Genomic DNA, 14,453 nt, shown 5'->3' with positions numbered 1-14,453 from the left:
GGATCCCTGATGCTCAAGTTAGCACTGATGCTAAATAAAATGCGCGCTTTGTATAGCTTGATCACGCTGCGCGATATCGTGGTGGTATTTTTGCTCAATACGCTTGGTGCCCTGCTCAATGCATTGCATTATTTGCTGGTAGACGGCGCCGATCTGGCGGCTTTTTACGCCAATATCGGCGAATACATTAAAGTGTATAATTTACTTGGTTTTGCGCTGGTGTTGTCTTATTTACTGTTGTCGCCGGGGCCCGATGCGCGGTTGAGTTTCTGGCGGGTACTGGCCATTGGCGGATTGGCTTTTGCTATTTGTTTGCCGGTCAGTTTTCTGATTTACCCCTGGGCTGGCAAAATTGTCCATCCGCTACTGGCCGCCTCCAGCTATATTCTGGGTAAACTATTACTGTCCGCCTGGGCCATTTTTGCCATCATTTATATCAAAAGACGCGAATCGCAACGGCAATTTCAGTATCTGCGCGACCAGATTGATGAAACGACCGAACAAAGAGATAAAGCTGAACTGGAATTACATCTACTTCAGGCGCAGCTGGAACCGCACTTTTTCTTTAATACCCTGGCCAATTTACATAATCTGATCGACATCGATCAGGACAGAGCCAAATTGCTGCTGGAAGAACTGACCAGTTATCTGCGTTCGACCATCCCGCAGTTCAGGCAACGTTTTATCAGTCTGCAGGAAGAACTGGAGATTGTGCGGCGTTACCTGAATATTCAGAAAATTCGTTATGGCCATAAATTGACCTTTCATATTCAGCTCAGTGAGTCTGCAGCTTCGCAGCAGATCCTGCCAATGGCCATTTTAAGCCTGGTCGAAAATGCCATTAAACATGGTATTGAAAAAAGCCGTTATGGCGGCTGTATCGACATTCATGCCAACATCGACGCCAACCGGCTGCGGATTGTGGTGACGGATGATGTAGCGCTGCTGCAGCAAGTGCGACCAGGCACCGGCCTCAGCAATTTGCTGGCCCGGCTGGATAAAGTCTATGCTGGCCGCGCCACGTTCAGCATCAACAACACACCCGGACTGACCATGGCACAACTGGAGTTTCCACTGGATGACTAAACTGATCATTGCCGATGACGAGCCGATCCTGCTCGACAGTCTGGCCCATAAACTGCAGCGCTACTGGCCGCAGGCCACCATTCTGGCGCGTTGTTCTTCTGGGGAGGAAGCACTGGAAGTCCTGCAGACAGAACAGGTGCAAGTGGCGTTGCTGGATATTCAGATGGGCAACCTGAGCGGTATTGACGTCGCCTTAACTGCACCAAAGCAATGCCATTTTGTCTTTATCACTGCCTTTGATCACTATGCGGTATCTGCCTTCGAAACCGGAGCTGTTGATTATCTGCTCAAACCTTATTCAGATGAACGGCTACAGGCTTGCATCAGCAGAGTACAGCAGCGTTTACAGCAATTGCCGCCAGATATCAGCCAGGTGTTACAAGGTTTATACAATCAGGACAGGCCTCCTTATCTGAAACGACTGAAAGTGCAGATCGGTCATCGGATCTGGCTGATTGCAGTGGAAGATATTCTGTATCTGCAGGCAGCCGGCCGTTATGTCAAAGTCGTCACCAAACAACGGGAGGCATTATTGCGTACCCCACTGAAATCACTGCTGACGCAACTGGATCCTGAGTATTTCTGGCACATTCACCGCAGTATCGTGATCAATCTGCTGCATCTGGATCATGTCAATGTGAGTGAACCGGAACAATTTCAGGTGATTGTCAAAGGCGTCAACCAAGCCTTACCGGTCAGCCGCAGTGCGCAGCATTTGTTTCGACAACTGACACAGGAGTCACCATGAAAGCTGGATTCTTGGCCGGATGGTTGCTGTTGCTGGCCGGTTGTAGCAGTGCGCCTGCCGGGCTCCCCACTCAATTATTACCGGAACAACAACAACGAACCGGTGTGCGCTTTACCACAGCAACAGCCAACTTAACCGCTTCGCCATGGGATTTGCGTTACCAGCCGGTCAAAGCAAGGCAGCAAGCAGAGCTGCAGCATTATTTGCCATTGTTTGCCGAAGAATTTCAAAAATTACCAGCCGCGCTGGTGCAATTGTCTGCCTTGAAGACAGTAGCCTTTGTCCGGCATCTGGCCATTGCGTCCCAGCCCAGAGCTGCAGTGCCTGATTATCACCATGAAGTGTTGTATTACGATATCAGTAGGCGGCATGACGCTTATCTGCGTCATGTGGTACATCACGAGTTTTACCATATGCTGGAGCAACAATTGTATGGCAGTGCTTATTATCAGGACCCTGACTGGTTAGCGCTGAATCCGGCGGGCTTTCGTTATGGCAAGGGTGGCAGCACCACGCGCGAGGCCGCGGCTGCGACTTTTTCCCATCCTGCGCCTGGTTTTATCAATAGCTACGCCATGAGCGGCATTGAAGAGGATAAAGCCGAAATCTGGACTGTGATTTGGGCCCGCGACAGTTGGCGGCAAGTCAGCCCGATGTTTGCAAAAGATGCAGTGTTGGCTGCCAAACTACGCCTGCTGTTGCAACAATTACAGTGCTGGCTGCCTGAACTCAGCCAGGCCTGGCCTGCCACGATGCAACCTTATCTGCCAACAGCTGCATCCTGCGCTGTCGCTGCTGACAACGCTTTTCGCCATAAAAATGCACGTTTGACTCAAGTCAGGTAGCAACCGGCGGTGACCCTTATTTGCTGCCACTGGATGGCTGGCGTTATAGTCGCCCAACAATGATAGATGTGGAGATCCCTAGTGTTCAAAATCAACAGAATAACAATTTTACTGCCGCTGGTGCTGCTTGGTCTCATGCTGCTGACGTTACCGCTGGCTGCACTCGCGAGGGCCACAGCCAGTGACCAGCTGCAACAAGTGATTGCCGATCACTGGCAATACAGCTTGCAGGAAGATCCAATCACCGCTGGCCGGATGGGGCTGAGCGGTTATAACCATCGTTTGCCTGGCGTCACCGCCGCGGATCGGGCCCGTCGCCTTGCCGCCGAACAACAATTTTTACAACGGCTAACAGCGATAGCACCAGCCCAACTGACGCCAGCCGATCGGGTTAATCATCAATTGCTCAGTTGGGTGCTGCGCAATTCAATCAGCGCTAATCAGCTGTTTCTGGACCGCATTCCGGCCAATACCTTTTACAGTTTCTGGAGCTCAGCCTTAGAAGCCAGTCAGGGCATCAGCATGACCACAGTGGCGGATTATCAGCACTATATCCGCCGCATCAAGGAGTTTGACCGTTATTTTGCCGAAAATATCGCCAATATGCGCCAGGGCATCCAAGACGGTTTTGTGCTGCCGAAAATAGTGGTGCAGGGCATAGCGCCGACAGTGCGGGCTCAGGTCTATCCGGATCCGACGCAAAGCAGCTTGTATCAGCCTTTTGTAACATTACCGGCCAGCTTCAGCCAGGCGGAACAACAGCAATTACAACAAGCCGCCAAACAGGCAATTGCCGGGGTCGCCCTGCCCGCTTTTGCCAACTTAGCCGACTTCCTCGAAGGTGACTATTTAGCTGCCGCCACCGACAGTCTGGCGGCAGAACAACTGCCAAACGGCAAAGCTTATTACCGGCATGCCATCAATACCTATGTCACGGCAGACATGGATCCGGCCGACATTCACGCCATTGGCTTGTCCGAAGTTAAGCGGATCCGCGCCGAGATGGATGCACTGCTTAAAACCACTGGTTTTGCCGGCAGTTTTGCTGAATTTACACACTTTTTACGCACAGATCCGCAGTTTTATGCCAAAACGCCGCGTGACTTGCTCAAAGAGGCAGCTTATATCGCCAAACGGATTGACTATGTGTTGCCACAGTTTTTTGGCAGCTTGCCACGGCTGCCTTATGGCGTGGTGCCGGTGCCGGCAGAAATAGCGCCTAACTACACCACGGCGTCTTATAATCCGGCCGCGATTGGCGGCACCCGCGGCGGCGCGTATTGGCTCAATACCCATGCACTGGATCAACGGCCTTTATATGAACTGGTGGCGCTGACGCTGCACGAAGCTGTGCCTGGTCATCACCTGCAAAGTGCCTTGTCACAGGAACTTAAAAACGTACCGCAATTTCGGCGCAATTTATACCTCAGTGCCTACGGCGAAGGCTGGGGCTTATATGCCGAGCGGCTTGGCGTCGAAATGGGTATTTATGAAAATGCCTATCAGCACTTTGGCCGTTTAAGCTACGAAATGTGGCGCGCTTGCCGGTTAGTGATTGATACCGGCATCCATGCCAAGGGCTGGAGCCGCCAGCAGGCACTGGACTATTTATCTGACAATACCTCGTTATCCGCCGCCAATGTCAGGGCAGAAGTGGACCGTTATATCTCCTGGCCCGGACAAGCGCTGTCCTACAAAATGGGCGAAATTAAAATTCGTCAGCTGCGCGCTCAGGCTGAGCAATCCTTAGGCAAAAAATTTGACCTGCGCGCTTTTCATGATGCGCTGCTGGCCAATGGCGCCTTACCGCTGGAAATACTGGACGCCGAAATGGCGCGTTTTATTCAGTCATCACACTAACCAACAGGCGCACTTGGTAGCTACCAAGTCGCGCCGCTGTTACTGCCAACCTTCAAATGAGCAGAGCTATGGCCGATGCGAAGATGCCTGGCTTTGCATATCCCCGGCATTTAATCCTAAAAATAAGGATTTAATGCGCAATTTTATCCAATTAATTAATTTCACCTCTGGGTTTATAGTAGTTCCATCAGCTCAGCAAGCTGCAACTCAACAGAAAAGGTGGATAACATGAACAATATTTTAAGCCGTACTTTTAACCAGGCGACACTGAAACAAATGCTGGCAACAGACGCAGGTTTAGCCGCACTGGTGCTGCGGGTGCCGGTCGGCATTATTTTTGCTGCCCACGGTGCACAGAAATTATTTGGCTGGTTTGGCGGTTATGGTCTGACCGGCACAGCTGGCTGGCTGGAAAGTATCGGCCTGGCACCAGGTCTACTGATGGCGTTATTGGCCGGTGGTGCCGAGTTTTTTGGCGGTTTGGCGCTGATTTTGGGGTTGCTGACCCGGCCGGCGGCTTTTGCCCTCAGTATTGCCATGTTGGTAGCTATTTTTAGTGTTCACTTCAGTAACGGTTTATTTATCAGTAACAATGGCTATGAATTTGGCCTGGCGTTATTGGCAGCCAGTTTGTCATTGCTGCACAGCGGCGGTGGTAAAGCTGCGGTTGACCGCTGGCTGGCGCAGAAATTCTGAAGCCTGGCCGTGCCAGCGCAACCATCATCAACCCAGAGCAACCTGAGGAATTTAGCATGTTTGAGATTATTCGTTCAGAACAGCGTGGCCGTGCGCACTTTGGCTGGTTAAAAAGCCAACACAGTTTTTCCTTCGGCGATTATTACAATCCGGCGCAAATGGGCTTTTCAGCGCTGCGGGTGATTAACGACGATGAAGTCGCGCCCGGGGCTGGTTTCCAGACCCACAGCCACCGTAATATGGAAATTATCAGTTATGTGCTTGCAGGCAGCATTGCCCACAAAGATTCAGCCGGTAATCAGGAAGTGCTGCCGGCTGGTGAATTTCAGCTGATGAGCGCTGGCCGTGGTATTTCCCACAGCGAATTTAACGCCAGCCGCAGCGAGCCATTGAAGTTTTTGCAAATCTGGATAGTTCCGGCCGAGACCGGCACTGAACCTGGTTACCAGCAAAAAGACTTTGGTCAGCACCATGGTTTGACGACCGTGATCACGCCGGATGGCCGCGACGGCACCCTTAAGATCCGCCAGGATGCCAGCCTTGGCCAGTTGCTGCTGGACGATGGTCAGCAATGGCAACTGCCGCTGACCGCCAAGCGCAGTTATTACCTGCAACTGATTGCCGGTGATCTGCAACTGGCCTTGCCGGAAGGTCAGCAGCAGTTAAAGCCAGGTGATGGTATCAAACTGGCGGCGCTGGACACTGTCCTGACAGTCCAGGCGCAGGCAGGCCAGGTACGGGCGCTTTGGTTTGAGTTACCGCCGGTTTAAAGACAGCGAAAAATGCTCATTTAACAACAGCGGGACGGCTTCGCAGCAGTCCCCGCTTTTAACGATCCCGACCGGGTCTTTTGCTGTGGAGTGACGGGATGGATCTACCGATGATTGGGATGCTGGCGCTGGTGGTGATACTGGCCGGTGTCTCCAAAGCCGCTTTTGCCGGCAGCCTGGGTTTATTGGCAATGCCGTTATTATTGCTGGTCTGGCCACCGCAACTGGCGCTGGGCGTGATGTTGCCCATTTTGATGTTGTTGGATGGTTTTGCCCTGCGCAGTTACTGGCAACGCTGGAGCTGGCCGTTATTACGGCAATTGCTGCCAGCCGCTATGCTGGGTGTGTTATTGGCCAGTCTGTTGCTGCAACAATTGTCGGTGAGCATGTTCCAGCTGTTACTGGGGATAGCTTCTATGCTGTTTGCGCTGCGTTATTTTTTGCAGCAGACTTTATTCAAACGCAAAGCCAATCGTCTGCACTGGCTTGGCAGTCGCAGCGCCGGCCTGATGCTGGGGTTGATCAGTGGCATCAGCTCAACCTTGTTTCATGCTGGTGGGCCGCCGCTGACCATGCATTTATCAGCGAGGCAATTGCCGTCCACCAGCTATATCGGCACTGCAACCTTGTTTTTTACCGTACTGAATCTGCTCAAAGTGCCGGCTTTTGTGCTGAATGATCAACTGAGCTGGCAACAACTGGCCTGGGCTTTGCCATTTACCCCTTTGTGTTTTTTCGCCATTCAACTGGGGGTCTGGCTGAAGCAGCATTGTCCGGAGCACTATTTTATGCCATTGATCCACCTTTTATTATTATTAACCGGGCTGAAACTCGCCGGTCAGGCGCTGCTGTAACGCAGTATTTGTCAGACATCAGAAGGAAATCCGATGCCACGCTCAACTCTGGAACAATGGCGGATGTTTAAAGCCGTTGCCGATCATGGTGGTTTTCAGCAAGCGGCTGACGCCATTTATAAAAGTCAGTCCAGCATTCACCATGCCGTGCATAAAATGGAACAATTGCTTGGCGTGACTCTGTTCCAAACCGAAGGCCGCAAAATGCTGCTGACGGCCGCCGGTGAGCAATTATTGCGACGGGTGAATTATTTGCTGGCAGAAGCCGAGCGGATGGAAAACGTCGCTTTGAATCTGCAGGCCGGCGTGGAGTCCAGCTTGCAGATTGCCGTGGATGAAGCTTTTCCGCGCGCTGTGCTCTATCAGGCTTTAGCGGCAGTGTCCGCCGAATATCCGCTAATCCGGATCGAGCTGCTGGAAACCATCCTGACCGGCGCCAACGAGTTGTTAACCCAGGGCAAAGCCGAAATTGCGCTGTCGCCTTTTACCCTGCCGCATCATTTATCGGAAGATTTATGTCAGGTGGAATTTGTTGCGGTGGCTGGTAGCACGCACCCACTGAATCAGCCCAAACGTTTGTTGGAGCTGGAAGCGTTGAAAAATTGCCGGCAAATTGTGTTGCGTGACTCAGCACTGGAGCAAAAAAAGGATATTGGCTGGCTGGGATCAGAGCAACGCTGGACTGTCAGTCATGTCGCTACTTCGGTGGAATTGCTGCGGAAAAATCTCGGTTTTGCCTGGTTACCCCGTCATGCCGTGCAACCTTATCTGGACGATGGCAGCCTGCAAATCCTGCAATTGCCCCGCGGCGCCAGCCGCAGCGCTACCTTTTATCTGAATTTTGATGACGCCGATTTATTAGGCCCGGTGGCGCGCAGCTTTATCGGTCATATCCGTTATTTGACGCTGACCAGTTAACCTGACCAGTTAACCTAACCAGCTAAGCTGACCAGTTAAGCTGGCCAGCCGGGGTCTGGTGATTTACCAAGCCTGATTGGCCAGTTGCGCTGTTGGTTTGATATGGTACATCTCCACTGCCGGATGGTCGAAAAAGCCAACTTCCCACGGGTTTTTGGCGATAAACAATTCTTTCACCGGCACAAACAGCGGATGCTGGCGCGGGACCAGACACACCTCGCCACGCACCAGGCTGTAATTCCAGTCGATGGCCTGGACGAAAGTGAAATCGGCTCTGGAATCAATGGCAAAGATGCAGGACGGATCACGCGCCAGTAATTGGGCTTTAAAGGTGTTGGCAAAAGTAATAAAGAAAATATCGTCCTGCGCCGAGGATAAAAAGGCCATCACTGTGGTATGAGGTTGCTGCAGCGCTTTGGTGATCAGCACCCCGACTTTGTTGTCATGCTCAGCGGCATCAATCTGCGGTAATGCCGTCAGCGGCGTCTTTGCAATAAGTTGGGCCGGTCTTTCGTCCTGTGGGTAGCTATAACCCGGAGCCTGATACTCCAGCACCTGCCGGTTGCCATAAAACACGCTAAATTGCAGCGGCTGCAGCAACACTAAATCATGCATCACTTGCTGTACCTGGCCTTTGTAGGAACAGCGATAGACGGATAAATCGGCATCATAATCACTCACTCCGGTGCGGTTATCCAGATGCACTGTTAACAGATCGCCGACCTGCAGCGCATGCCCTTTTGGAAAAGCACAATGCAACTGATTTTGCGGATGCACAAAGACGCCACAAACTGCCGCGTTCAGTTGCTGTTGCTGATAATGGCTGGCAACTCCCAGCACCTGGGCACCAAGTAAAGATCTGAGGCTGCTTGCTGTCATATGCACTCCTGTGTTGCTGGTTGCGGCCTATGGCTTAGTCCATCAGCTTAGCCGCAGACTGTAGGGCTTGCCGCAATTTTTGTCTGCCCGCCATCGCAGCTGCAGGTGAGCCCGCCAAGTTGCTAATTTAGGTAAACCCTTGACATGAAAATGCAAATCACTATCATTTGCAACTTTTTTGCAAGGATCCCCCTAATGAAGCTGTTTTCCCCCTCATTACTGGCCATTGCGGTTGCCAGTTGCTGCCAGTCTGTCGCCAGCAGCGCTATTGCCGCTGACAAGCCCGCATATGACAATGCCAAGGCTGAAGCTGCCGCCGAACATATCACGGTATATGGCCGGACCAACGATCTGGTGATGAGTTCGGGTCTGGCGACAAAATCGCAAATGTCACTGATGGAAACGCCAGCCGCCATTGTAGTGCTGGATAAAGAGCTGCTGGATTCTATCGGTGCGGTCAGCTTGCAGGATATCGTCGGCCAGGTCAGTGGTCTGACCCAGGCCGGTAATAACTATGGCATCGGTGATAACCTCAGTCTGCGGGGTCTGGACGCCAATTACACTTATGACGGCATGTACGGTGGTGCTGGCCTTGGCAACAGCTTTAACCCCAGCCGCTCCAGAACCAATGTCGAAACCATTGAAGTGTTAAAAGGCCCGGCGACCGGGCTGTATGGCATGGGCAGCGCTGGTGGTATTATCAATTTAATTGAGAAAAAACCTCAGCTGCAAAGCGCCACCACTTTGAGCACTGAATTAGGTCAGTGGGACAGCTACAGTGTGATGCTCGATAGTACTGGCGCCATCAGCGCCGACAAAGCAGTGCGGCTGGTGGCCAAACATGCCCGCAGCGCTGGTTTTCGTGACATCAGTAATGACCGCGATGAAGTATATTTATCCGGCAAATATTTTATCAGCAATCAGCAAGACCTGACTTTATCCGCCGCTTATATCGACGATGCGGTGCAAGTCGACTCCGTCGGCGATCCGATCCGGATCTTTAATGTCGATAACACCGGCCTGAAAACCCCTGCCGATATCGGCTGGCAGGATTTAGTCAACGACGGCAAAAACCGGGGTCTGAAACTCACCCCGGCACAGCAGCAACAACTGTATCAATCTTTAACCGCCAGCGACGGCCGCACGCCCTATGCGCTGGGGGAAACCAGCCTGGTGTCGCCATTGACGCGGCCAAATCAGGGTGAAGAGCTGCGGCTGAAACTCAATCACAATATCGCGCTGACAGAGCAACTGCAGCTGAATCAGCAGTTGCAACACCGCAATTACAGTTCAGACTATGTGCGCCAGACTGGTGCTTATAACTATGTGTACTGGAACCGCGCTGGGGTGATCAATGCCGATCCACGGGCGCCATTGCTGGTCAATAACACTTTATATCCGTTTTCTGCCCGCCGGCAGGAATACCGCAAAGTGGATGCCACCGAAAAATCCTGGCAGTACTTTGCTGACTTACGCTATGACCTGGCCTACGCGGGCATCAACCACGAGTGGTTGCTGAGCGCCAACGCCGAAGATCGCAGTATCCAGTTGCAAGACTGGTCGATTTGGGATGCCGATCAGGTGTTGAAAAACAAAGCTGGTCAGACCATTTATCAGGGCAAGCTGCCGTATATCTATGATATCCGTCAGCCAAACTGGGGCGATCGCCAGTTTGAAGACTATGATCCACTGCAGACCAGTAATTACGAAAAAGGCGTCAAAGCTTGGGGTGTCGGCCTGCAACAAGTCAGCTATCTGAGCGAACAATGGACCAGCCGGCTGGGCCTGGCGGTGAATACCATTGATCAGTCTTATCAGCATTTTGGCGTCGATGCCCGTTACAGCGCCAGTGCCGCCAACCCGACACCAAAACAGGATACTTCGGATCATGGCCTGACCTATGCCGTTGGCCTGACTTATCAGCCACTGGAGCAAATGTCGATTTTTGCCAATCACGCCAAAGGCCGCACTGCTTACAGCGTATTAGGCGCCATTAGCGGCAATGAAAAAGACCGCAAAGACTCAGAGTCACTAAGCTACGATTTGGGCCTGCGCGTCAAAGGTGCCGATGATCAGTGGCTGGCTTCCGTGGTGTTATTTGATACCGCCCGGACTAATTTACGTTACAACAACGTCGATTATCAGGCTGGAGTGTCGGATGCCAGTGTGCCGGAGTTTTTCTACAACGGCAGTGACCAAAGCCGTGGTGTGGAGCTGGATTTCAGCGCCAAACTGGCGACCTTATGGCAACTGAACCTGAATGCGGTCTATCAGGATGCCCGTAATAAGCAGCAACCTGGCACTGAGACTTACAACAGCCGGCAAAAAGGTGTGCCTTATGTCAGCACGGGCACCTGGGTCAGTTATCAGGCTGGCTGGTTTAGCTTGCCAGCGCCGCTGCAACTCAGTCTTGGGGTGAAATATGTCGATCAACGCAGTGCCGATGCCAGCAGCTTTGGTATTCCCTTTGGTTACGTGCCGTCTTACACCCTGTGGGATGCTGCCATCAAATATCAGCAGGACAACTGGAAATTACAGCTGAATCTGGCCAATTTACTCGATAGCGATTATTACAGCCAGGCCATGTATTTAGGTGGCATGCCGGGTAAAAGCCGCAACGCCCGCCTGAGCGCCAGTTACAGCTTTTAACGGATACGCCGTCAGTGCTCTGGCGCTTACGGCGCTGCTTAGTTCCACTTGGGCTCTAATCAAAATCCGCCGCGCTGTGCCGCTCTGGCAGTTGCAGCGCGGCCTCTCCCCAATTGCGGTTAACCCGCCAGCCACGTTGTACCGCCGGTCTTTGCCAGATTTGTTCTGCCCAGCGTTTGAGATGGACGTAACTATCCACCTGTAAAAACTCGGCCGCGTTATAGGCGTCACTGACATACAATTCGCCCAGCACCAGCGCGCCATACCAGGGCCAAATGGCGATATCGGCAATGCTGTACTGGCTGCCGGCAATAAAATGATGCTGCGCTAGCTGTCGGTCCAACACATCCAATTGTCGTTTCACTTCCATGCTGTAACGGTCAATCGGGTACTGATATTTTTCCGGCGCATAAGCAAAAAAATGACCAAAGCCACCACCAAGAAAAGGCGCACTGCCCATTTGCCAGAATAACCAGTTCAGCGTTTCAGTGCGCTCAGTGCCCGTTTTGGCTAAAAAGGCCTGAAACTTATCGGCCAGATAAAGCAGCATCGAACCGGACTCAAATAACCGCTGCGGCGGCTCGACACTGTTATCTAATAACGCCGGAATTTTACTGTTAGGATTGACCTCAACAAAACCACTGCCAAATTGCTGGCCCTGACGGATATCAATGAACCAGGCATCGTATTCAGCGCCGCTATGGCCCGCTGCTAATAATTCTTCCAGCAAAATGGTGACTTTCACCCCATTGGGGGTGGCCATTGAATACAGCTGCAAGGGGTGCTGACCGCTGGGTAATTCCTGCGGATGGGTGGCGCCGGCTTGTGGCCGGTTAATACTGGCAAAAGCACCACCATTGGGCTGATTAAAAGTCCAGACTTTTGGCGGGATATAAGGGGTTTGACTCATCACCATGCTCCTGAAAAAGACGAAACCAGCAGGCGGCCACTGTGGCAACTCGCTCTGGATCAAAACTGCTGCTTGTCCCTGCTAAAGTCAATAGCTGTGCGGCAAAACAATGACCGCCCTGGTTCAGGTGCCAGCTCGTACTAGTCATGCGACGGGCAGCAACAGTTGGCTGACGATCGGGCAGATTGCAGCTATGCTGATCAGGAGGTCAATCAAGCAGGCTGATTCATGACGGTATCCTATCCATGGCCCTATGCCAGCATCAGGCGTCTGCTGTTGCAAAGCGGGCTGCTGCTCTGTTGCACGCCACTGGCCGCGACAGAACTCAGGCTCTGTTACGAAGCCGAAAGTCAAAGCCCGAATTTGCCGCTGTATCAGGTCGGTGCTGTGCAGGTAGCGGGTTTACATGCCGCCTTAACCGTGGCAGCCTTACAGCAACAACAAGTGCAGTTTCAACTGCAGCGTATACCATGGCTGCGGTGCTTAAAAGCCGTCAGCGCAGGCCAACTGGATGCCGCCATTGGCGTCGGCTGGACGGCTGAACGTGCCGCCCTGATCCAGTTTCCGCTGGATGCCAAAGGTCAGCCTGACGAACAAAAAGCTCTGCTGACGCTGAATTATCATATCTACACCAAAGTCGATAGTCTGCTGAGCTGGGATGGTCAGCAATTGCAGCAACTGCGCTATGGCATCGCGGCCCCCAAAGGCTTTATCACAGCCGATAAACTGGCAGCGCTCGGAGCCCTGGCACAGACCGACGCCGAGATTGATGCCGCTTTGCGGCTGACTTTGCAGCAGCGGATTGACGGTTTTGTACTGGCAGAAGGTGCGATGGATCAACATCTGCAACAGTACAAACAACGTCACCTGATCAAAAAACTACAGCCGCCGTTTTTTCGCCAGTCACTTTACCTGGTGTTTAGCCAGCGCAGTTATGACCAGCACTCAGTACTGATCCAACAACTCTGGCAGCAATTACCTCAGTTAAAACAACAGTGGCAACAACAACCCCCGGCTAAAATCAGCACCGACAGCACCGCCATTGTGCCATCCGGCTAAACATCTGATGCCGTTGCAGTTGGCAAAGTCACAATATACGGTTAATATATGCTTCATATATAAAACATATAAAGAAAAACTATGGGTATTGTTAAAATCAACGATGAACTGCATCAGGACTTACGCCTCGCCAGTGATGCCATGATGCGCTCCATTAACGCGCAAGCCGAATTCTGGATCAAAATTGGCATGTTGGCAGAACTGAATCCAACCCTGACCTACCGCGATATCCTGCAACAACAACTGGGCGTACTGGCACCTGTGGTCAGGCCAGAGCCCAATGCCGGGACTGAGTCGGTATGACCAATAACAGCATAATGTTGAAAAGCCCGGCTGAACTTGCCGTCATGCGGCAATCCGGCCAGTTACTGGCGCAGGTGTTTCAGGACATTGATCAATGGATCGGCGCCGGTTTATCCACATTGGACATCAACCAGCGGGTGGAGCATTTTATTCGACATCAGCTCAACGCCAGACCAGCCAGCCTGGGCCAATATGATTATCCGTTTGTACTGAACTGCTCGATCAACGAGGTGGTTTGCCATGGCATGCCGTCGGCCAGCCAGTGCTTACAGGATGGCGATATCGTGAATCTGGATATCACGCTGGAGCAACAGGGTTTTATTGCCGATTCCAGCAAAATGTATCTGATTGGCCAGGTGTCTGCAGCCGCACAGCAACTGAGCGCAGTCTGTTATCAGGCGCTGTGGCTTGGCATCCGCGCGGTGCGGCCTGGCGCCCGGCTGGGCGATATTGGCTTTGCCATCGAACAGCATGCCCGCCGGCATGGCTATAGCGTGGTGCGGGATTATTGTGGTCATGGCATTGGCCGCCTGATGCATGAAGAGCCGCAAGTGCTGCATTATGGTAAAGCCGGCACCGGCTTACTGCTCAAAGAAGGCATGACCTTTACCATAGAACCTATGCTGAATCAGGGCAGCGCCAGGGTAAAAACTAAAAAAGATGGTTGGACCGTGGTGACCGCAGATAAAAAACTGTCGGCGCAGTGGGAGCACACGGTGGCAGTCACCGCTAATGGCGTCGAAGTACTGACACTCAGACCGGAAGAAGATGCCTGTTGGCAGTTGCTGCAAGCATCAGCGACCAACACGAACTAACGCAACAGCCACCGCCATCTCAGGATTGCAGTGGCAAGCCCGCTACCACTCTCACTTTATC

The 14,453-nt window shown here is 52.4% G+C and carries 14 protein-coding genes; 12 read left to right on the top strand and 2 right to left on the bottom strand.

The features are described 5' to 3' along the window. The first annotated feature begins 9 nt into the window (after positions 1-9). The 8 genes from AC53GJ_RS04045 (at position 10) to AC53GJ_RS04010 (ending at position 7,777) form a co-directional block, all read left to right on the top strand. A complete protein-coding gene (locus AC53GJ_RS04045) occupies positions 10-1,086 on the top strand; it encodes a sensor histidine kinase (RefSeq protein WP_496731261.1) in 1,077 nt (358 codons plus the stop codon). Then, complete coding sequence (locus AC53GJ_RS04040; RefSeq protein WP_496731260.1) at positions 1,079-1,834, top strand: LytR/AlgR family response regulator transcription factor; 756 nt, start codon at positions 1,079-1,081, stop codon at positions 1,832-1,834. The genes AC53GJ_RS04045 and AC53GJ_RS04040 overlap by 8 nt, the downstream gene beginning before the upstream one ends. After that, entirely contained in the window at positions 1,831-2,679 is an 849-nt protein-coding gene (locus AC53GJ_RS04035; RefSeq protein ID WP_496731259.1) for a putative zinc-binding metallopeptidase, read from the top strand. Before AC53GJ_RS04040 ends, AC53GJ_RS04035 begins: the two co-directional genes overlap by 4 nt. A gap of 81 nt (positions 2,680-2,760) precedes the next feature. Beyond that, a complete protein-coding gene (locus AC53GJ_RS04030) occupies positions 2,761-4,539 on the top strand; it encodes a DUF885 domain-containing protein (RefSeq protein WP_496731258.1) in 1,779 nt (592 codons plus the stop codon). Between the two features lie 228 nt (positions 4,540-4,767). After that, positions 4,768-5,235, top strand: a complete 468-nt coding sequence (locus AC53GJ_RS04025) for a DoxX family protein (RefSeq protein WP_496731257.1) — start codon at positions 4,768-4,770, stop codon at positions 5,233-5,235. A 56-nt stretch (positions 5,236-5,291) separates the two neighbouring features. Then, a complete protein-coding gene (locus tag AC53GJ_RS04020) occupies positions 5,292-6,005 on the top strand; it encodes a pirin family protein (protein WP_496731256.1) in 714 nt (237 codons plus the stop codon). Between the two features lie 98 nt (positions 6,006-6,103). Beyond that, entirely contained in the window at positions 6,104-6,859 is a 756-nt protein-coding gene (locus AC53GJ_RS04015) for a sulfite exporter TauE/SafE family protein (protein WP_496731255.1), read from the top strand. Between the two features lie 33 nt (positions 6,860-6,892). Continuing rightward, entirely contained in the window at positions 6,893-7,777 is an 885-nt protein-coding gene (locus AC53GJ_RS04010) for a LysR family transcriptional regulator (protein WP_496731254.1), read from the top strand. A 63-nt stretch (positions 7,778-7,840) separates the two neighbouring features. Here AC53GJ_RS04010 and AC53GJ_RS04005 read toward each other — a convergent pair whose 3' ends face one another. Then, positions 7,841-8,656, bottom strand: coding sequence for a pyridoxamine 5'-phosphate oxidase family protein (locus AC53GJ_RS04005; RefSeq protein ID WP_496731253.1), 816 nt, complete (start codon positions 8,654-8,656; stop codon positions 7,841-7,843). A 195-nt stretch (positions 8,657-8,851) separates the two neighbouring features. Between AC53GJ_RS04005 and AC53GJ_RS04000 the strand changes: the two genes are divergently transcribed. Further along, entirely contained in the window at positions 8,852-11,305 is a 2,454-nt protein-coding gene (locus AC53GJ_RS04000) for a TonB-dependent receptor (RefSeq protein WP_496731252.1), read from the top strand. Between the two features lie 55 nt (positions 11,306-11,360). Here the strand turns inward: AC53GJ_RS04000 and yghU are convergent, their stop codons facing one another. Continuing rightward, on the bottom strand, positions 11,361-12,215 hold the full coding sequence (yghU, locus tag AC53GJ_RS03995; RefSeq protein ID WP_496731251.1) for a glutathione-dependent disulfide-bond oxidoreductase: 855 nt from the start codon (positions 12,213-12,215) through the stop codon (positions 11,361-11,363). A gap of 228 nt (positions 12,216-12,443) precedes the next feature. On the opposite strand from yghU, the gene AC53GJ_RS03990 reads away from it, so the two are divergent. The 3 genes from AC53GJ_RS03990 (at position 12,444) to map (ending at position 14,392) form a co-directional block, all read left to right on the top strand. Next, a complete protein-coding gene (locus AC53GJ_RS03990) occupies positions 12,444-13,274 on the top strand; it encodes a transporter substrate-binding domain-containing protein (protein ID WP_496731250.1) in 831 nt (276 codons plus the stop codon). 81 nt (positions 13,275-13,355) lie between these two features. Next, positions 13,356-13,577, top strand: a complete 222-nt coding sequence (locus AC53GJ_RS03985) for a ParD-like family protein (RefSeq protein ID WP_496731249.1) — start codon at positions 13,356-13,358, stop codon at positions 13,575-13,577. Then, entirely contained in the window at positions 13,574-14,392 is an 819-nt protein-coding gene (gene map / locus AC53GJ_RS03980; protein ID WP_496731248.1) for a type I methionyl aminopeptidase, read from the top strand. Before AC53GJ_RS03985 ends, map begins: the two co-directional genes overlap by 4 nt. Positions 14,393-14,453: the final 61 nt, after the last annotated feature.

The organism is Rheinheimera sp. B2H12 (assembly GCF_059620065.1).
Note: the sequence above shows the minus strand (reverse complement) of the source record. Positions and strands in the feature narration are given on the sequence as shown.